This is a genomic window from Verrucomicrobiia bacterium (assembly GCA_035629175.1).
Lineage (GTDB): Bacteria > Verrucomicrobiota > Verrucomicrobiia > Limisphaerales > DASXHY01 > DASXHY01.
The window spans coordinates 19,378-38,864 of sequence record DASPIL010000007.1 but is presented as its reverse complement, the minus strand read 5'-3'; the positions used below and the strand labels follow the sequence as shown (position 1 = coordinate 38,864).

General features: G+C 57.8%; 13 protein-coding genes. 9 read left to right on the top strand and 4 right to left on the bottom strand.

Annotated elements, in window-relative coordinates; genetic code table 11:
- Window positions 1–4: 4 nt before the first annotated feature.
- Window positions 5–2,368, bottom strand: a complete 2,364-nt coding sequence (locus VEH04_01065) for a glycoside hydrolase family 3 N-terminal domain-containing protein (GenBank protein HYG21340.1) — start codon at window positions 2,366–2,368, stop codon at window positions 5–7.
- A 230-nt stretch (window positions 2,369–2,598) separates the two neighbouring features.
- Between VEH04_01065 and VEH04_01060 the strand changes: the two genes are divergently transcribed.
- The 6 genes from VEH04_01060 (at window position 2,599) to VEH04_01035 (ending at window position 9,824) form a co-directional block, all read left to right on the top strand.
- Entirely contained in the window at window positions 2,599–3,669 is a 1,071-nt protein-coding gene (locus VEH04_01060; protein HYG21339.1) for a mannonate dehydratase, read from the top strand.
- 9 nt (window positions 3,670–3,678) lie between these two features.
- Window positions 3,679–4,437, top strand: a complete 759-nt coding sequence (locus VEH04_01055) for an SDR family oxidoreductase (protein HYG21338.1) — start codon at window positions 3,679–3,681, stop codon at window positions 4,435–4,437.
- Between the two features lie 98 nt (window positions 4,438–4,535).
- Complete coding sequence (locus VEH04_01050; protein HYG21337.1) at window positions 4,536–5,738, top strand: ROK family transcriptional regulator; 1,203 nt, start codon at window positions 4,536–4,538, stop codon at window positions 5,736–5,738.
- 62 nt (window positions 5,739–5,800) lie between these two features.
- Window positions 5,801–6,412, top strand: a complete 612-nt coding sequence (locus VEH04_01045) for an AraC family transcriptional regulator (GenBank protein HYG21336.1) — start codon at window positions 5,801–5,803, stop codon at window positions 6,410–6,412.
- A gap of 10 nt (window positions 6,413–6,422) precedes the next feature.
- Window positions 6,423–7,247, top strand: a complete 825-nt coding sequence (locus tag VEH04_01040; GenBank protein HYG21335.1) for a prepilin-type N-terminal cleavage/methylation domain-containing protein — start codon at window positions 6,423–6,425, stop codon at window positions 7,245–7,247.
- A 111-nt stretch (window positions 7,248–7,358) separates the two neighbouring features.
- The gene (locus tag VEH04_01035) at window positions 7,359–9,824 is read left to right on the top strand and encodes a hypothetical protein (GenBank protein ID HYG21334.1); all 2,466 of its coding nucleotides are present in this window, start codon (window positions 7,359–7,361) and stop codon (window positions 9,822–9,824) included.
- Window positions 9,825–9,949: 125 nt separating this feature from the next.
- On the opposite strand, the gene VEH04_01030 is transcribed toward VEH04_01035, so the two are convergent.
- Window positions 9,950–10,810: a toll/interleukin-1 receptor domain-containing protein gene (locus VEH04_01030; protein HYG21333.1), complete on the bottom strand. Its 861-nt coding sequence runs from the start codon at window positions 10,808–10,810 to the stop codon at window positions 9,950–9,952.
- Between the two features lie 241 nt (window positions 10,811–11,051).
- Between VEH04_01030 and VEH04_01025 the strand changes: the two genes are divergently transcribed.
- Complete coding sequence (locus VEH04_01025) at window positions 11,052–11,600, top strand: DUF892 family protein (protein ID HYG21332.1); 549 nt, start codon at window positions 11,052–11,054, stop codon at window positions 11,598–11,600.
- Window positions 11,601–11,738: 138 nt separating this feature from the next.
- Here VEH04_01025 and ahcY read toward each other — a convergent pair whose 3' ends face one another.
- Together ahcY and metK are read right to left on the bottom strand one after the other, a co-directional pair.
- The gene (gene ahcY / locus VEH04_01020; GenBank protein ID HYG21331.1) at window positions 11,739–13,226 is read right to left on the bottom strand and encodes an adenosylhomocysteinase; all 1,488 of its coding nucleotides are present in this window, start codon (window positions 13,224–13,226) and stop codon (window positions 11,739–11,741) included.
- 37 nt (window positions 13,227–13,263) lie between these two features.
- Window positions 13,264–14,520, bottom strand: a complete 1,257-nt coding sequence (metK, locus tag VEH04_01015) for a methionine adenosyltransferase (GenBank protein ID HYG21330.1) — start codon at window positions 14,518–14,520, stop codon at window positions 13,264–13,266.
- Window positions 14,521–14,648: 128 nt separating this feature from the next.
- Between metK and VEH04_01010 the strand changes: the two genes are divergently transcribed.
- Complete coding sequence (locus VEH04_01010; GenBank protein ID HYG21329.1) at window positions 14,649–15,578, top strand: metalloregulator ArsR/SmtB family transcription factor; 930 nt, start codon at window positions 14,649–14,651, stop codon at window positions 15,576–15,578.
- Between the two features lie 113 nt (window positions 15,579–15,691).
- Window positions 15,692–19,462 carry a lamin tail domain-containing protein gene (locus VEH04_01005; GenBank protein HYG21328.1) on the top strand — a complete coding sequence of 1,257 codons (3,771 nt, stop codon included), beginning with the start codon at window positions 15,692–15,694 and terminating at the stop codon, window positions 19,460–19,462.
- Window positions 19,463–19,487 lie beyond the last annotated feature (25 nt).

The following is a 19,487-nucleotide window of genomic DNA, read 5'->3' as shown; positions in this document are numbered from 1 at the left end:
GCAATCAGGGCAGGACCGTCAGGACCACCGGCTGCAGGTCGGCGTCGCGCGATGAGTTTCCGACCATGATCTCGAACTCGCCCGGTTCCACCACGTATTTCATGCCGACATTGTAAAACGCCAGCGAATCGGGCGCGATGTCGAGCGCGACCGTTTGGGTCTCCCCAGGCTGCAGCTCGACTTTCTTGAATCCTTTGAGTTCCTTGACCGGCCGTGTGACAGAACTGACGCGGTCGCGAATGTAGAGTTGCACCACTTCAGCTCCCGCTCGTTTGCCGGTGTTCGTGACCTCCGCGACGACACGTGTTGATTGGTCCGGCCGGATGCGTTTCTTTTCCAGGCGCACGTTACTGATTTCGAAACGGGTGTAACTCAATCCAAACCCGAACGGATACAATGCGGAGACGTCATCGGCAAGGTAGCCGCGGCGCGCCGAAGGTTTGTGATTATAAAAAACGGGCAGATGACCTGCAGAACGCGGAAAACTAATGGGCAATTTTCCAGCAGGGTTGGCGTCGCCGAACAACACGTCTGCGACTGCATGGCCGCATTCCTGTCCCAGGTACCAGCATTCAAACAGCGTGGGCACTTTTGCGCTGAGCTCGGCAATTGCCAGCGGACGGCCATTGAACAGCAGCGCAATCACAGGCTTTCCCGTGGCAACCAGCGCGTCCACAAGATCCATCTGGCGTCCGATTAATTCCAGGGCAGCCCGATCGCCCATGTGCTTGAGGCTCCACGCTTCGCGGGATGTCTGCTCGTTCTCGCCAATCGCGAGAACTACGACGTCGGCGCGCTTCGCGACTCGGACGGCTTCAGCGATCTGCCTGCGGTCCTCATCGGGATCACTGAACGTGACATCATCCTGCTGCCACGAACCGCCCACGGTTATTTTGCAGCCCTCGCAATACAGCACCTTCGCGCGGCTGCCGACTTTGGCAGTGATCCCATCGAGCACGGTGACATTGTGTTTAGGAACTCCGCTGTAGCCGCCGAGGAGCGAACGATTTGCGTTGGGCCCGATCACCGCGATCGTTTTGAATCGCGATGGATCCAGCGGAGCGAGATCGTTTTCGTTCTTCAACAGGGTGATCGTTTCCACCGCAGCCTGGCGGGCGAGTTTTCGATGCTCGTCGCAACCGACGACGCGATCCGCTTCATCAGGATCGACATAAGGATCATCGAACAAGCCCAGCCGGAACTTTGCTTCCAGCATGGGAGCGATCAGGTCGTCGAGTTCCTTTTCCTTCAACACGCCTTTGCGAACCAGGCCCACCAAATGCAGGTAACAGTCAGGTTCGGGGAGTTCGATGTTCACACCCGCCTTCACGGCCAGCGCGCAGGATTGTGCCTTGTCTGCAGCGACGAAGTGGCCATGCGTGTCGGGGCGGTATCCCAGTTCCCAAATCGCGTAATAATCAGAGACGACGAAGCCTTTGAATCCCCATTCCTTGCGCAAGACATCACGCAGGAGCCATTCGCTGGCGTGGGACGGAACGCCGTCGACTTCATTGTAGCTGGCCATCACGCTCATGGCGCCGGCCCGCTGGATGCATTGGCGGAACGGCTCGAGAAATGTCTCGCGCAGGACGCGGGATGAGACATTCGCCGGTGCGCAGTTCATTCCGGATTCGGGCTGGCCGTGTGCGACGAAATGTTTCAGCGTCGCGATCAATCGGCTCTTGTCCTTGAATGAGGCGTCGCCCTGAAAGCCGCGCACGGCAGCCATCCCCAGTTGGGTGACGAGATAGGGATCTTCGCCGTACGTTTCCTCGACGCGACCCCATCTGGCATCGCGCGCGACGTCCACGACGGGCGTCAAAGCCTGATGCGCGCCTCGAAGCCGGGTTTCGCGGGCGGTCATTGTGTAGAGTGCTTCAATCAGCGAAGGATTGAAGGTGGCGCCGAGCCCAATTGGCTGAGGAAAGCTCGTGCCATGCTTGGCGGCATGCCCGTGCAGGCATTCCTCATGAAAGATCACAGGGATGCCGAGGCGGCTCTGCTCGATGAAAAATTTTTGGATGGCGTTTGTCAGTTCCGCCATTCCGCGGGCAGTTTTGCCATCCGCGGGAGTGGCCGGGGCGCTGCCCGCGTCACTGGGTCTTCCAACCTGTCCAATTCCATGGCCCTTCTTAAATGAACTCTTCGCCTTCTGCGGATCGAAGTTTCCCTGCGCGTCCACCAGTTTGGCCGCCTTCTCCTGCCACACGCACATCATCTGGGCTGCTTTCTCCTCGAGCGACATCCGTGACAGAAGATCGCGAACCCGTTTGGGAGTGGGTTGATCCGAGCGCTTATACAGCGGAGCGGTATCGGGTCGGGTGCTGGATCGGGGAAGGGGACGGGCGGGGGACCGCAATTGGTTCATGCGTCGTATTCTTTCGTTGGTCGCCCGGCAAACAAGCGAAATTTCCCGGGCTGATCGCGGCGGTTTTCAACGAAACCAGCGCGGGCGGAAGTATTTCAGCGCACTTGCCAGCCCGGAATGGAAGATCGTACGAATCGCATGGACTATTCTCTAAAATTCCTTTTCCTGCTTGCAGCTGCTGCCACTCCGGCGGCAACAATCTGCGCGTCGGGTTTTTCGCTACTTTTGCAATGAAATTGGGACTTGGCCTCTATCGACACATGCTGACCCGCGAAAATTTCCAATTTGCGCGGCAGGCGGGAGCGACTCATATCGTCGCGCACCTCGTGGATTACTTCAAAGGCGGCGTGCAGAATCCCTGCGACAACCAGCCGACGGGCGGCGAACTTGGATGGGGCCTTGCCGGAGATCCGGCCACAATTTGGTCGGCGGCCGAACTAAAGGAGTTGCGGCAGTCGATTGAGGCCGAAGGGTTGAAGCTGGAAGCCATCGAGAACTTCGACCCGGCACACTGGCATGATGTTTTGCTGGACGGCCCGGCCAGGGAGCATCAATTGGAAAACGTCAAGGCGACCCTCCGAAACCTGGGCGAGGCGGGGATTCCCATCATGGGCTATAATTTCAGCATCGCAGGCGTTTGCGGCCGCACACACAGGCCTTATGCCCGCGGCGGCGCAATGTCGGTGGGGATGGAAGGCCCGGTCGATGTGCCCATGCCACAGGGAATGGTGTGGAACATGGTTTATGACTGCAATGCGCCCAAGGGCGAGGTTCCGGTGGCGTCGCACGATGAATTGTGGCGGCGGCTGAATGTGTTCCTGGAAGCGGCGTTACCTGTGGCCGAATCGGCGGGGGTGAAGCTGGCGCTGCATCCCGATGATCCTCCGATGCCGACAATGCGCGGCCAGCCGCGGCTGGTTTATCAACCTTCGATGTATCAGCGCGTGATTGACCTGCGGCCAAGCCCTGCGAATGCGCTGGAGTTTTGCCTCGGCTCACTTGCCGAAATGACTGAGGGCGACGTTTACAGTGCCGTGGATGATTACAGCCGGCAGGGAAAACTCGCGTACGTGCATTTTCGAAACGTCACTGGGAAGGTGCCGTACTATCGCGAAACCTTTATCGACGACGGGGACATCGATATGATCCGCGTCTTGCGCATACTGAAGAAGAACAACTATGAGGGAGTGTTGATCCCGGATCATACGCCGCAGATGACATGCGCCGCGCCATGGCATGCCGGGATGGCTTATGCGCTCGGGTATATGCGGGCCGCGTTGCAGGTTTTGGAGAAGGAATAGTTGAGGGACATGAACGATCCGTTTGCATTGAAGGGTGAAATCGCGCTGGTCACGGGAGGAGGCACGGGGCTTGGTTTGGGTATTTCATCGTGCATGGCAAAAGCGGGAGCGAAGGTCGTGCTGGTGGGGCGGCGCAAAGAGGTGCTTGAGGAGGCAGCGAAGCAGATCGGTGAGCAGGCGTTCTTTGAGGCGCACGACCTCACGAAAGCCGATGAAGCCATTGCGCTGGTGGATCGCGTTGCCAACAGGGTGGGGCAGGTGTCGATCCTTGTGAACAATGCTGGAGTTCATCTGAAGAAGAATGCCGTGGACACGTCACCCGCGGAGTTCAGCACCATTCTGCAGACGCACCTTGTAGCTGCGTTTGCTCTCACCCGCGCAGTGTTGCCTGGGATGATCGCCCGAAAACACGGGAACGTTCTGTTCACGGCATCGATGGCTTCGTTGTTTGGGATTCCAATGGTGTCCGCATATGCAGCAGCAAAGTCTGGCTACCTGGGATTGGTGCGAACGCTCGCAACAGAAGTCTCGCCGCACCGCGTGAGGGTGAACGCGATTGCCCCGGGATGGATCGAGTCCGACATGATGCGCAGTGCGCTGAACGGGGATCCGGAACGTTCTCGCAAAATCCTAGGCCGCACTCCGATGAACTGTTTTGGCACCCCTGAAGATATTGGATGGGCCGCCACCTACCTCTGTTCCCCAGCCGCTCGTTTTGTGACAGGCGTGATCCTTCCCGTGGACGGTGGCGCGAGCATCGGTTTCTAGTCAGCTCACTACTTTCAAGCATAAATTTCGTTGACAGTGATATTGCGTTTGCCATATTGTTCGCACGCCAAACAAAATCACCTCGAATCCTCCGCCCGGTGCGTAAAATCGACCTCGAGAACTTTCAGGTGGCCACCAGCGAAACCGCTCGTGACATTAACCGGCGGATTGTTCTCAACCTCATTCGCAAGCATCAGCCTGTTTCCCGCGCGGATCTCTCGCGTCATTCCGGCCTGCAGCGCAGCACAGTCTCTGCGATCACTGAGGAACTGATTGCGCAACGGTGGGTGACGGAAGGTGCGGTGGGTCATTTGCCGCGCGGACGCCGCCCCACGTTCCTGCATCTCAATTGCGACCGCGCCGGCATCATCGGCATCAATGTCCGTCCATCGCGAACCACGATTGCCATTGCAGGCCTTGACACGCGGTTCATCGCGCAGGAAGTCCTGATCACTGACAAGAACCAGGATCGCTTTCTGGCGGACTTGATTCAACGTATCCGGAACATGATGGCATCGCATCCCGAGATTTCGTACGAGGGCATTGGCGTTGCCTTGCCGGGCCGCGTGGATGTTGCAACGAGCAAGCTCGTGTTCGCGCCGAACCTTGGGTGGGAGGATCTCGATTTGAAGACTCCGCTGGAGAACGCCACGCGGTTGTCGGTGGAAGTGGAAAACGCCGCAAATGCCTGTGCTCTCGCTGAATTGTGGAGCGGCCGGCATGGCGAAAGCGTGCGCAATCTGGTCACCGTCACGATCTCGGAAGGCATTGGCGTTGGGATGATTTTAAGCGGACAACTCGTCCGCGGCGCCACTGGGATGGCGGGTGAATTCGGGCATGTCACCGTTCAGGAAGACGGACCCGAATGCAAATGCGGCAACCGCGGGTGCTGGGAAGCCTGCGCCTCCAATACCGCCGCGGTTCGTTATTACACGGAAAGCACCACGAACAGCCGCAACGGCCGCAACGGGAATTCGCCACTCACCTTCGAGGATATCCTGCGCCTTGCTGAACAGGGCGACGTGAAGGCAATAGAAGCCATGGAACGCATGGCGCATTTTCTAGGCGCTGGCATTGCGATGCTGATCACTGGCCTGGCTCCCGAGGTCATTGTCCTTGTTGGCGAAGTCACTCGCGCATGGTCGCGAGTGGGTCCTATTGTTGAAGGAGAGCTGAAGCGCCGTTCCCCTGCGCTTGCAGGGACGCGTATTGTTTCCACCGATCCTGACACCGAACCGCGTTTGCGAGGCACGATCACCCTCGTCCTCCAGAAGCATTTCGGCGCCCCGTTGGTAGCCTGATTCGTTCCCCGTTGTGTTGGCAGTTGGTGAGTTTGTTTTTGTCGAAAACAAAAGAAACGCGCATGAAGAATGTGTCTCAGACAATTGCGGGCCGATGTGAGCATGACGTTCCAGCTCCTGCTGTCATGTCCGGCCGGTTCTCGGATCACGAACGCAAGATCGAGCAGAGTCTTGATTACATGCTTCGGCATCTCGACCAGCCGCTTCAGGCTGCGACACTGGCGTCGATGGCCAGCCTTTCGTTGTCGCATTACTTCGCGCTGTTCAAGCGGATGATGGGTTGCGCGCCGATTGATTACTTCATTCGCCTGCGGATGCGCCACGCCTGTCACCTGCTGACAAGCACATCGTTGAACATCAAGGAAGTGGCCGCTGCGCTGGGCTACGACGATCCGTTTTATTTTTCGCGCGTGTTCAAGTCGATCAATGGAGTTCCGCCGAGTGATTACCGCGCCGGTCAATTTCAGAATGGGAGCCGCAACGCGGACGGGTCCTTGAGCGGCGCGTCCAATCAACCAGAAGGTCCTGGCGCGGAAACCTGGAAAGCTGCAGGGAACGACACGGAAACCTGGATCGCCGACACCGACCCCAAAACGCAGAACAATAGAATTCTCCATGGAAAACAGAATATCGTCCATTCCGCCGTGAGAGATTTCTGTCATGCTGCTGCCTAAGCCCAAGCCTATGAAGCCAGCCTCCCTTAAGCCTGTACGCACTGCTTTCACCCTGATCGAGCTGCTGGTGGTGATTGCTATTATTGCCATCCTTGCCGCCATGCTCCTGCCGGCGCTCTCGCGCGCAAAGTTCAAGGCCAAGGTGGTGAACTGCACTTCCAATTTCAAGCAATGGACCCTCGTTGCAAACATGTACGCTGGTGACAACACGAAAGGAAAATTGCCCAGCTTCGATCCAGCCGGGGGCGGGCGCTATGCCTGGGATGTCGGCATTGAGATGTGCGAAGCATTGATCCCCTACGGCTTGACTGTTCCCATGTGGTTCGATCCGGTCCGACCGACAGAGTTCGATGGTGCCAATAACTGGGCTGTGGCGAATCGCGGCGGACCGATGAACAAGATTGAAGACTTGCGGGATTATTTCCGACGGAGTTTTCCGAACGAGTTGATCCTCAACTACAACTACTGGGTGCCGCGGCGGCAGGACAACGACTTCCCGACTGACTTTTCGGCCCTGCCGCCTGCCGTGGTTCCTCCCTGGGCGAAAGGTTCCAACCCAGCAATCTATGGCTGGCCGAAAACCGTCAGTGACAAGTCGGCGTCACTGGTTCCATTCGTGAGTGACAAGGCGGGATCGGGAACGGGAAATGGCCTCAACTCTCCCAACGGGGCAACTTTCGAGATCTCCAGCATCAGTCCCAACACCGCTCACTTTTTCGGGGGCAAACTGAGCGGCGTCAACGCGGCATTTGCCGATGGGCACGTCGAGAGCCGGAATGCCACGCAGGTGCGCGCGGTATACACCACGGGCGGTACGACTTACTGGTTTTATTAAGTCTTCAGTTAAGCGGCCTTTGCTGAGGTCGGTGCGAGGGTGGATAAGGCCATGCGGTTTGAGCAATTCTGTCTGAAATCAAAAGGTCAACAGCTGCAACAAGATCCAACCATGAAAACAACAAACCCCCGTCGCATGCTGGCTGCCGCCCTGGCAGCATCATGCGCGCTCGTCGCATCGAGCCACGGCCAGGTCACCTTCCAACAGGCGACCAACGGTCTCGTGGCATTTTATCCGCTGGATTTCCTGAATCCAGATGGCGCCTCCACTCCCGACCTGCTCGGCCGCCGGGATTTGCTCCTGAGCCCCGCCACCTCCGCCGCGAACATCATCGCATCCACCCGCCCCGGCAACGCCGTGAGCAACTGTTTTAACCTGACCCAATCTCCTGGCGCGACCGTCCTTTATTACCCGTCCACCGGAATGGACGCGCTGACGGGCGAAGGCGATTTCCTCCCGCTTGCCAATCAGCGGACCTACACGATGAACATGTGGATCAAGCTGGATGGCGCAGCGTCGCCTGTCGACCGACGTTTCTTCGGTGAAGCCGACAACACGGGCGCGCAAAACGGTCCGCTGTGGCTGATCGGCGTGCGGAATGCCGATGGCGTTCCTGCAAGCCGTGCCTACTTCCTCCTTCGCGACAATACGGCGGGAGCGACGCAGGTCACCCTGGAAGACGGCACCTTTCAAACACCCACAATTGGCCAGCGGGTGCAGGGCAGCCATAACACGTCATTGCCGGTTTTGGATGGATCGTGGCGCATGTTGACGCTTACGCGCGACACCAATGGCAGTTACAACGTTTATGTGGACGGCGTGCTGGATACGGGTCCTGCCCAGGATGGGACCCAGCAAGTCGACTTCTACGGAAATCCCGCCGTGCTGCCTTACGTCTATACGACGAACGCTTACTACACGACCAACGTTTATCCTTCTGCAGGGGTGTCGAACCCTCCGCCGCGGGGTTATGTGAGCTGGGTGTTCCCTGGCATGTATAAGACTGGATCCACCGCCTTTGGCGGCTTCAAGCGCGGGGGAATTACGGCGGGAGCGCCCTGCCAGATCGATGACGTGGCCATGTGGAACAGGGCGTTGTCGCCGGAAGAGATTCAGTTTGTCATGACGAATGGCCTTCCCGGTTTGCCGTTCAACACCAACGTTATCAACATTGTTTCCTTCACAGCCAGCTTCGCCGAAGTTGCTTCCGGAGATCAGGTGACGCTGAGCTGGAATCTGCAGGGAGTCAGCACGGCGCCTGGAAGTATTGTCATCACTGGTGTGGGCGACGTCTCGGCGTTGGGATTGATCGGCTCCACGAACATTGTCCTGACCGGGAACCAGACTTACAACTTCACGCTGACGGCGCATAACGGATTTGTGACAGACAAATCCGCAAGCGTCAGCGTCCGCTCATTCCCCGGTGTCAAGGCGGATTGGCACCTTGTGCAGCGTTTCGATGGATTGTTTAGCGACACAGTCAACGGCATCAGCGGAAACGGCTGGGTTTCCGCACAATCGGACTTCGCTGGAAACAAGGACCGTTGGAACGTCGTGACTTTGAATACCGGCGGCGGAACGAATAAGGTCCTGACACCCCGCAGCGGCTACGACCTGAACGCCGCCGGGACGCTGGGCTTCAATACGCGAGGCGCGCTGTCCTATGCACGGCTCAATACACTCACAATGGAGCCAGGCGACAGCAGCACGCTCTTCTTCCGCTTCTCGTTGCGCGAACCGGGCCCGGTTCAGGGGTTGACGAGCGACCTCGATGCTGCGATCGGGTTGACTGACGCAAACCTGATTGGACCTCTCGTTGGAACGGGCGGCATTGCGGGGGCAGGAAACGTGGGTCCGTTCATCTCGATCGTCCGGGACGGCGGCCAGCAGTTCGCCGGTGGGCCCTTTGATCTGCGGGCGCAGGATTACGGCGGCGCGGGAGTGACCAACAATTACTCGTACATCGCGTCGGTAAACCCGAACGGCTTGGAGACGAACGTCAACTACTATGTCTGGATGGATATTCAGAATCGTAACACGCGCGCGTTCACAAACCAGGACACCACCACGATGACGATCGATGAACCGCTGTTCTCCGTCTGGTTGCAGAAGCAGGGCGAAACGACGCGCACGCTCCTGTTCACGAACTTCCAGGGAAATCGCGATTACATCGGATTCAATCAGGTCACTGACAATCCCACGCCATTCCTGGACAAGATGTTCGTGAGCATTGCTGACGAAGACTTCAACACGGGTGTCGCTGGGGCGTACTTCGCCACCAACATGATTGCCGTGGATGATTTCTACCTGAGCCGCAATGGTTTCAGCGGCTCGATCCCGAAGCTGTTTGATCTCACATCGATCGTGCGGAATCCCAGTGGCGTTACGATCCGCTGGAACTCGCTCGGATCCATGTTCGGACTGAACACGTACAGCGTTCAACGCAAGCTCTCCTTGACTGAGCCAGCCTGGACGACCGTGGCTACAGGAGTTGCGTCCGGCGGAGACGTGACGACCTACAACGATGGAACCATCGGCGCCAGCGACACGGGATATTACCGGCTCGTCTGGCCTTGATGTCACAGCCGCTGAGAAGTTCAGCGGCACTTAGTAAATCGCAAGACCTCCGCCGGCAGTCCGGCGGAGGTCTTTTGCTTGACGGAAGAGCGTTTGCCCGAGGCGCGGCAAAATTGACCGAAGACCTAGCCTGTGCGCGTCCAGGTGACCTGTTCTCCCATGCTGGTGATTCCCACAATCTGCTGCGGATTGCAAAATGTGACCTGCACCAAAACAGCGTACGGAATGGTTTGATAACCGTCTGTTTGGATGCCTTGAAGGCCGATCTGGTTCAGCAGCGGGTTGGTCTGCCAGTGCCCCTCCACTTGCGTCACGCCCATTGGAGACATCAATGTTCCGCGAAACACATTGTTCGGAAAGATCTGGAGTGACAATTGCCCCATCACCCCTGGAGCGTACGGAACTTGAATCTGCACCTGCCAATTGCCGGCGAGAAGCTGGTTCAAAGTCGCGGGCGCAGGCTGCGGTCCTGGAGCAGGCGCGGGCAGGGGTCCGGGAGGGTAAGGCTCTGGACTCGGGGACGGAACGGGAATCGGCGGTGGCTCAGGTTTGCGCCGGCCGGGTTTCTTTCCCGTGATGCCCCACATCAAGCGGGCCAGGCCGTCCTCCGTCACGCCGTTGCGCAGGTCCACCCAAGTACGATTGCCCAGGAACAGCGGAAGCTTCGGCGCATCGGGACATCCTGGAAGCAACACGGGAATTACGGGCCGCTTGTCGCGGACGGCGAGGATCAGCGCTCCCTGCATTTCCTCATCTTCCCACGGACCCAGACCGTCGGCGCCAACGATGACCACAACGCTGTGAGAAGCGCGAATTCCGGCCTCGAGAAGTTCCTGCCACGGAACGCCAGGACGCAACTCGTCCTCATCGAGCCAGACGTTCAATTGCGCCTGGCAAAGGCCATTCTTCAGGTCGCGAACGGCCGGTTTGTTCCGGCTGTTGTGACTCAGGAAAGCATGGAACTGCTCAGCAGGATCGGAGGTCATGATGTTCAATGCCGTGAGCCATGGGATGTCAACGGTCGTCGAGCTGCGTCAGGTGTTGCCGCGATGTTAGAGGAACAAGTGGCTGCGGCAAGCGGGAAGGGCGTCTCGGATTGTGGGGCAACACCCCAGTGGAGGCGCACAGCAGTGCGGAGTTAGTGTCCTCAACCGGACGCTCTCGCGAAAGCCGGCAAGGTCAAGCACCCGGTAAGATCAACCATCAACAACATTTAAGGTCATCACAATGAAACCAAGACATCAGGAAACCCAGGGCACAAATGGAACACGCGGTCGAATGGACCAAAACGAAGTGCAGGACGAAATCGTGGATTGGCTTAGGGATGCATATGCCATGGAACGCGGGCTCGAAGGCGCGTTGAAGAAGCAATCCGAAAACAATGACGCAAGCCCAACTGTGCGCGAGCGGGCGCGGATGCACCTGGAGGAAACGCGCCAACACGCGGAAGCGGTGCGAGCGGCGCTCCAGTCGCTCGGCACTGACACTTCCACGCTGAAGACTGGGATGGGAATGATGGCGCAAACGGCGAAGGGAGCGGCGACCATGTTTGCGCGGGATGAGGAGATCAAGGACCTTCTGGATTCCTATTCAATGGAACATTTCGAAATCGCCTGTTACACGGCATTGGCTGCCGCGGCGGAGCGTGCTGGATTGAATCAGATCGCCGAAACCTGCCGCACAATCATTCGTGACGAGGAGCGGATGGCACAAACAATCCTGAAAGCGCTCCCTCAAGAAATCGGCATGTATCTATCCGAACACGCCAAGGCATGAAATGAGGCGCGCCGTCCGTGAGGCTGCTTCAGACCGTCCGAACTGACGCGTCGCTTTGTCCACGCATTGACCTGGCATTAATGCCGCGCAAAAAAAAGGCGAACGGTTTCCCGTTCGCCTTTATTGTAAATCCGTCGTTCAGTAGCGGTAGTGCTCTGGCTTGTAGGGTCCTTCGGGCGGAACACCCAAATACTCAGCCTGCTTCTTCGACAGCTTGGTGAGCTTGACGCCGATGCGTTCAAGATGCAGACGCGCCACTTCCTCGTCCAAATGCTTGGGAAGCCGGTAGACGCCGACCTTGTTCGTGTTGCGATTCTTCCACAGATCCAATTGCGCGAGACATTGGTTCGTGAAGCTGTTCGACATGACGAAGCTTGGGTGCCCCGTGGCGCATCCCAGGTTCACCAGGCGGCCTTCCGCGAGGAGATAAATCGAGCGGCCGTTCGGCAGCACGTATTTGTCATACTGCGGCTTCACGTTGATCTTCTTCACGCCTTTGAGGTTGTTCAAACGATCCACCTGAATCTCATTGTCGAAGTGCCCGATATTACAAACGATCGCCTGGTCCTTCATCTTCTGGATGTGCTCCAGCGTGATCACGTCGCAGTTTCCAGTTGTGGTGACATAGATGTCACCTGTGCCCAGCGTATCTTCCAGAGTCGTGACTTCGAAGCCTTCCATTGCGGCCTGAAGGGCATTGATCGGATCAATCTCAGTCACGATCACGCGCGCGCCGAATCCGCGAAGCGAATGGGCGCTGCCTTTGCCGACGTCGCCGTAACCGCAAACGACCGCCACCTTGCCTGCGATCATGACGTCGGTTGCCCGCTTGATGCCATCAGCCAGGGATTCACGGCAGCCGTAGAGATTGTCGAACTTGGACTTCGTGACCGAGTCATTGACGTTGATGGCCGGCACGAGGAGTTTTCCCTGTTCGAGCATCTGGTAAAGGCGATGAACGCCCGTAGTGGTTTCTTCTGAAACTCCCTTCCAGTCTTTGACAACTTCATGCCAGAAACCGGGCCGTTCCTTGGCCACGCGCTTGAGCAGCGCCTTGATCACGGCAACTTCATGGTTGTCGCTCGGCGAGTTGACCCAGTCGCTGCCATTCTCGAGTTCGTAGCCCTTGTGAATGAGCAGGGTGGCGTCGCCGCCGTCGTCCACGATCAGCTGCGGTCCCTTGTTCCCGGGATGGGTGAGTGCCGCAAGGGTGAAGTCCCAATATTCCTCGAGCGTTTCGCCCTTGTGGGCGAAGACGGGAATGCCGACGGCAGCAACCGCAGCCGCAGCGTGATCCTGTGTGCTGAAAATGTTGCAGCTGGCCCAGCGCACCGACGCGCCGAGATCGACGAGAGTCTCAATGAGAATCGCAGTCTCGATCGTCATGTGCAGGGAACCCGTGACGCGCACGCCTTTGAGCGGCTTTTGCGGGCCGTACTTTTTGCGAATTGCCATGAGGCCCGGCATTTCGTGTTCGGAAACCTCGATGGTCTTGCGGCCCCATTCCGCGAGCGAGAGGTCGCGCACGGCAAAGTCCTGCCTGGACCCGTTGCCGTTCTTCGGCGCTGCAACCGAGGCCTTTGACGGCTTCGCGCGGCGGGATTCGGATAATTTGATTTTCGCCATAGAATAAATGTGTTGGGTTCTTAAAGCTCGTTATCGATTAAGCGCTCAGCTGGGCTCGGGAAGAACGGCCGTTGACGAGCGCGGACTTCTTGAGCGAAGTCGTGACGCCCACGGATTTTCCGCGGCCGATCGCCTTCAGCAGGGCGTCCACCTTGTCGGTTTTCTCCCACGTGATCGCGGCGTCGTTCTTGCCAAAGTGGCCGTAGTTGGTGGTCTTGGAATAAATCGGCCGGCGCAGGTCGAGCTGTTCGATGATGTCGGCCGGCTGGAAGCTGAACACGCGGTTGACAGCGCGAACGATTTGCTCCCGGTCAACAGTGTTGGTTCCAAATGTTTCCACGTGCACGCTGACGGGGTCAGGATGCCCAATCGCGTACGCGAACTGCAGTTCGCATCGGCTTGCCAATTCGGCCGCCACAATATTCTTGGCCACCCATCGTCCCATGTAAGCCGCACTGCGATCGACCTTTGTCGGATCCTTCCCGCTGAATGCGCCGCCCCCGTGACGGCCCATGCCGCCGTAGGTGTCCACAATGATCTTGCGCCCGGTCAAACCCGTGTCGCCCTGAGGTCCGCCCACAACAAAACGGCCCGTGGGGTTGATGAGAAACTCGGTTTTCTCGGTGAGCAGCTTCGCGGGCAGGACTTTCCTGATGACCTTCTCAATGCAGTATTTCTCAATCTCGGCATGGTCAACGTCCGCTGCATGCTGTGTTGAAATGACGACATTGGAGATCGCGACCGGCTTGTCGTTTTCATAAACGACGGACACCTGCGATTTCGCGTCGGGACGCAACCAGGCGACGTCGCCGCGCTTCCGCAGGTTGGTCAATTCGCGGCCGAGGCGATGTGCGAACATGATCGGCGCGGGCATCAACTCAGGTGTTTCATTGCACGCGTAACCGAACATGAGCCCCTGGTCGCCGGCGCCCTGCTTGCTGGTCTTCTTTCCCTTGGCTTTTCGGGCATCCACTCCCTGCGCAATGTCAGGCGACTGCTGAGTGATGATCACATTGACGAACACCTTGTCAGCGTGGAAAACGTCGTCGTCGTTGACGTAACCGATCTCGCGGATGGCATCGCGCGCGATCTTCACGAAGTCGAGCCGCGCCTTCGTGGTGATTTCGCCTCCAACGATGGCGATGTTCGACTTCACGTAGGTTTCGCAGGCGACGCGGCTGAACTTGTCCTGCGCGAGGCACGCGTCAAGAACCGCATCGGAAATGGTATCGGCGACCTTGTCGGGATGGCCTTCGCCGACGGATTCTGAAGAGAAGATGTAATTGTTACTCATGAGGAAGCGTTGCTTTTCAAACTGTCATATTGACGTATCAGGATTGGATGATATATCCGGAGCGAACATCGTCAAACGGTATTTTGGAAAAAGTTTGCCAACCTGATTTACAGAACTCATCGCCACGTATGTCCTCCACTCTAAAATCCCTGCGAGCCCTGTCGGACCCGACGCGGCTGCGCATCATGGCGTTGCTCGAGAAAGACGAGTTGTCGGTGAACGAATTGCAGGAGATCACGCGCATGGGACAGTCGCGGATTTCCACGCACCTCGGCCTGCTTCAGGACTCTGAGCTGGTCGAGTCGCGGCGCGACGGCAAGCGGACTTTCTACAAACTCAATGAGGATGCGGACGCCGGCGCGAAGGAATTCATCCAGCTGGCAATCCGGGGCGCGAAGGAATTGGGTGACTACGATGGCGATCAGATCAACCTGAAGCGGGTGACGCAGCGCCGCCGCGAGCAGGCGCAAATTTATTTCAATCAGATCGCGGGCCGCTTTGATCGTGTCTATGGCCCGGGCCGTTCCTGGCAGGCGTTCGGCCATTTGTTGCTGCGCATCCTGCCCCCCTTGACCGTGGCCGACCTGGGGGCCGGGGAGGGGCTGCTCAGCGAATTGCTGGCCCGCCGCTGCCGAAAAGTCATTGCTGTCGATAACTCCGAAAAGATCGTGGAGTTTGGCGCCGCCAAGGCAAAGAAGAACGGTTTGAAGAACCTCGACTTTCGCCTCGGCGACCTGCAGAACCCCCCCATCGAGAGGGGCAGCGTCGACCTGGTGGTCCTGAGCCAGGCACTGCATCATGCGGAAGATCCGGGTGAGGCATTGAAAGCTGCCCAGGCGCTGCTGAAGCCCCGCGGGCAAATCCTGATCCTGGACCTTCTGAAGCATAACTTTGAGAAGGCTCGTGAATTGTACGGTGATCGCTGGCTGGGATTTCCTGAAAGCGATTTGCATCAATGGCTGGAGCAAGCAGGCTTTCGAAAGATTGAGATCAGCATCGTTGCACGCGAGGAACAATCCCCCCATTTCGAAACCATTCTTGCCAGTGCGGAACGCTGAGGCTGAAGGGCGGGCGCATCTCAACACTGTTCTCAATTTTGTCTGTCAGCCCGTGGGGAGCAGATGACACGAGAAAAGTTGGTGCTGCTTTTTATTCCATGGAGGGGCAGCCGATGATTTGGCTGTTTGAAGCGTTGCGATTGACAGAAACGATCAAATCACCTGGTATTTGCAGCGTGCACAAGGATCCTGCGAGTTTGCGCTTTTTCAAACATGCAACTGCGCCAGGTGTTTTTGCAGGCCTACCGCTAGCCGCATTCATTGCCTTCCAGGCTGCCGCCCAGAATGTGGTCATCAATGAAATCATGTATCATCCCGGCGCGGCAAATCCGGGCGAGGAATACGTGGAGCTGTACAACCCTGGACTTGAATCTGTTGACCTCGGCGGATGGAGGCTCAGCAGCGCTGTCACGTTCACGTTTCCAAGCGGAACGGTCGTGGCGCCGGGGGGAATTATCGTCGTCGCGAAGGACGCCGCCGCAGCACGTTCCTTTTATGGAATGACGAACGTTGTCGGCGATTTCGATGGCCGCCTGGATAACGCTGGGGAAACGATTCAGTTATGGGATGACAGCACGCCCGCTGGGTTGATCGATGTCGTGGCGTATGATGACGTTGCACCGTGGCCTCCGGAAGCGGATGGGGGTGTCTCGCTCGAATTGTTTTTCCCCGGGGATGATAACGCCAATCCGGCCAGTTGGGGAATCGGACAGCCGTATTCTCCTGGACAACCGAACGTTCCGCGCGTTGCGGGCGACACTCCCGTCATCATCAGGGAGATCATGTATCGGCCGTTGCGCGAGGAGGCCCGGCAAAAATTTGATCGCATCAACTTTGGCCCGTATCGCGAGCGGGGCGACGACGAGCTCGGCGAATACCTTGAACTTTTCAACCGCGGCACGAATGCTGTGAGCCTTGCGGGCTGGGCGTTTACTGACGGAATCTCGTTCACCTTTCAGCCCGGATTTGTTCTGAACGCGGGAGCGCATCTCGTAATCGCTTCCAGCCCGGAAGCGATGCAGGCGCGATTCGGGATCACCAACGTGGCGGGACCATTTACTGGAGTTTTGAGCGATGGCGGCGAGCGATTGACGCTGCGCGATGCTTCGGGACGGGTGATGAACACGGTGCGTTACTCAGACAGCCATCCGTGGCCCGAGGCTCCTGACGAACTGGGCGTTTCGTTGGAATGTCTTTTTCCGAACGGCGACAACAGCACTCCAGCCAATTGGCGGGCAAGCCAGGCCAGTGAGGCATCGTTTCATCAGCAATGGTCAGAACTGGATGCCATCCGGATCACAAACCGCCTCACCGATGGGTGGAGCGATGTTCAAAACCCAAGCGGTCCATGGAGCTTCCGGAACGGCAACGGCACGCTGATCAACGGACATCTTAGTTCCTGGCTCCCGGGCGATCTTGGAAGTTCACAGCCGGCCTGGACTGACGCGGGCGCCGGTGGAATTCCTGGGTGGGCCAGGAGCACGGGTTCCTCGTCGATGCCGGGCGCGCCGCATCCTGAATACGATTTTCCAATCGGAACGATCATGAGTCACGGCCCCTCTGAAGTCTGGTGGACTGCTGCGACGCCGGGCCAGGTCAGCATTGAGGGTGGAGTCTGGCTCCTTCGCCATTGGGGACGCGATCAAGCCTGGCATGTGAAATGGAACAACACGTTGCTCACGAGCGGAATGCTGCTGTCGGCCGACATGAGCACGACCTCCGCAAATCCCCGGCGCTTTCACAATGGAACGAATGCGGCCGCCTTGGCGGTGAATGTGAATGCCGGGGATACAATACGATTTGGGACCGTGCCTCCCGGCGGCATCGACGATTTCGTGGGCTATGATATTTCCATTGTTCTCACAACCTCGGCCTCCGCGACAAATCTGATTCCGCCGCTCGGAGGTTTTATTGGAAAGGGCACGCCTGGCCGTACCAATTCAGTTTCAACCACGCACGTTCCACTGCTGCTCGATGATCTGAAACACACGCCGTCAAAGCCGCGTTCCACGAACAGCGTCACCATCACAGTTCGCGTGACCGGCAGTTCCCCGCCTGCGTCAGTGCACGTGGAGACAACACTCAATCTCGAAACGAACACGTCCTATTCGCAGATGTTTGATGATGGGTTGCACGGCGATGGAATCGCGGGCGACCAGGTCTATGGGGCGGTTCATCCGGGGCGTCCGTCGGGAACGTTGGTGCATTATAAAATCCGTACGGTGGATTCACATGGCTACACCAACTGGCTTCCCTTCGCGGACGATCCCTCACCGACACAGGCCTATTTTCATTATGACGGAGAGATCAACACGGGATTAACACTGTTCAACGTGTTCCTCAGCGCCCGGAACTCGGCGCAACTCGATGCGGATCCGAGATCCGATGAGTATGTGGATTGCTCGCTTGTCATCGATCATGTTGCGTATCCGCATGTGGGAGTCCGGTACAGGGGACGGGGCTCGCGAACTTTTCCTGCGCATGCATGGAAGTTTCGATTCCCAAAGTCACAGCCGTACAAGGGAAACCGGACCTACGACACCATGTTCTCTGTTCCGTTGGAGCAACAGCTTGCGTTTGAGATTTTCGAGCGGGCAGGGGTCACGTCACTCGAACACGAATTAATCCGGATGCATTTGAATGGCGCCTTTTGGGGTGTTTACATCGGGTTCGAGAGCCCCACAGGTTCCTGGCTGGAGAAGCACGGACATGACGCGGCTGGCGAAGTTTACAAGGCGCGGTCGGTTGAAACGACGGGACAGCAAAAGAATTCGGACCTCTTCCCCAACGGCCTTCAGTCGGACTTTGACTTTTGGGGAGCCTACAACAAAAAGGTGAGGCCGCTGGAAACGCCTGACTCCTTGAGGGAATTCGTAAATGCGGTGAACGATTTGCCAGACGACCAGCTCTTGCCATGGCTCGATTCCCACGTCGACTTGGATCAATGGTTCAAGCGCTGGGCGCTGCTCATCTGCATGAACATTGACGATTTCGGTGGCCACAATCATTACCACTTCCTTCCCGGCGAACCCGGCGGAAAGTGGCAATGGCTGGGCTACGATTTCGACTCGGGCTTCACGTTCTCACGAGTCGGCCCATTGCGGCCATTGTATGGCGACGGCTTGCAGGGTGATAACCCCGACTGGCAGCGGAACAGTCTGTGCAGGCGGGTGTCGCTGAATCCAACCTTGCGGCGCATCTACCTGCTGACGCTGCGCCAAATGCTGGCCGAGGTAATTCGCGAGGAGATCCTTTTTCCAAGGATCGATGAATTGTTCGCCTTGATGACGCCAGATCGCCAGGCCGATGCCGCGGGCTGGGGAACCGTTCGGAGTTCGACGGCTGAAACCAAGAACGTCCTGACAACCCAAAAGCAACTGCTGTTGAGCCATCTTGCATCGGCTGGACTGCCGGATCCTGGAACGAAGCCAATCCTTTCCTTGAACGGCTCCGCCTTGCAGGGCGGAACCATCAGCATGACGGCGTCCGCGGGATGGTTGATTTACTTCACAATCGATGGAACTGACCCGCGTCTCTCAACGACCCGATCGATATACGTTTCGCCCATCTCCGCTGAATGGATCAAGCGGCTGAAGGCCGTTGCTATTCCGCAGGGTGTTCCGCTCTCCTCAGGCAACTGGAGCGATCTTGCCACTGTGCCTTGGGATGCGAATCCGCGGCTTGAGATCGCAGCGCTGGGGCTTCAATCCGGAATCAAGCTCATGTGGCCGGCAGAGTTCACGAATCACGTTTTGGAAACTGCGACGTCATTCGACGGCGGCTGGCAGCCTGTGAACGAAACGGTTGTGCTCTCGGGACCGAGATTCGAATTGCAGGTGCCTGCTGCAAGCTCCAACCGATTCTTTCGCCTGCGCGAGCTTTAATCGCCGAAATGGCGGAAGCTGAAGT

What these genes read in the sequence shown, in the direction of transcription:
- VEH04_01065 (HYG21340.1), bottom strand. Translation starts at nt 2,368, where the DNA reads ATGAACCAATTGCGGTCCCCCGCCCGTCCCCTTCCCCGATCCAGCACC.
- VEH04_01060 (HYG21339.1), top strand. Translation starts at nt 2,599, where the DNA reads ATGAAATTGGGACTTGGCCTCTATCGACACATGCTGACCCGCGAAAAT.
- VEH04_01055 (HYG21338.1), top strand. Translation starts at nt 3,679, where the DNA reads ATGAACGATCCGTTTGCATTGAAGGGTGAAATCGCGCTGGTCACGGGA.
- VEH04_01045 (HYG21336.1), top strand. Translation starts at nt 5,801, where the DNA reads ATGAAGAATGTGTCTCAGACAATTGCGGGCCGATGTGAGCATGACGTT.
- VEH04_01040 (HYG21335.1), top strand. Translation starts at nt 6,423, where the DNA reads ATGAAGCCAGCCTCCCTTAAGCCTGTACGCACTGCTTTCACCCTGATC.
- VEH04_01035 (HYG21334.1), top strand. Translation starts at nt 7,359, where the DNA reads ATGAAAACAACAAACCCCCGTCGCATGCTGGCTGCCGCCCTGGCAGCA.
- VEH04_01030 (HYG21333.1), bottom strand. Translation starts at nt 10,810, where the DNA reads ATGACCTCCGATCCTGCTGAGCAGTTCCATGCTTTCCTGAGTCACAAC.
- VEH04_01025 (HYG21332.1), top strand. Translation starts at nt 11,052, where the DNA reads ATGAAACCAAGACATCAGGAAACCCAGGGCACAAATGGAACACGCGGT.
- ahcY (HYG21331.1), bottom strand. Translation starts at nt 13,226, where the DNA reads ATGGCGAAAATCAAATTATCCGAATCCCGCCGCGCGAAGCCGTCAAAG.
- metK (HYG21330.1), bottom strand. Translation starts at nt 14,520, where the DNA reads ATGAGTAACAATTACATCTTCTCTTCAGAATCCGTCGGCGAAGGCCAT.
- VEH04_01010 (HYG21329.1), top strand. Translation starts at nt 14,649, where the DNA reads ATGTCCTCCACTCTAAAATCCCTGCGAGCCCTGTCGGACCCGACGCGG.
- VEH04_01005 (HYG21328.1), top strand. Translation starts at nt 15,692, where the DNA reads ATGATTTGGCTGTTTGAAGCGTTGCGATTGACAGAAACGATCAAATCA.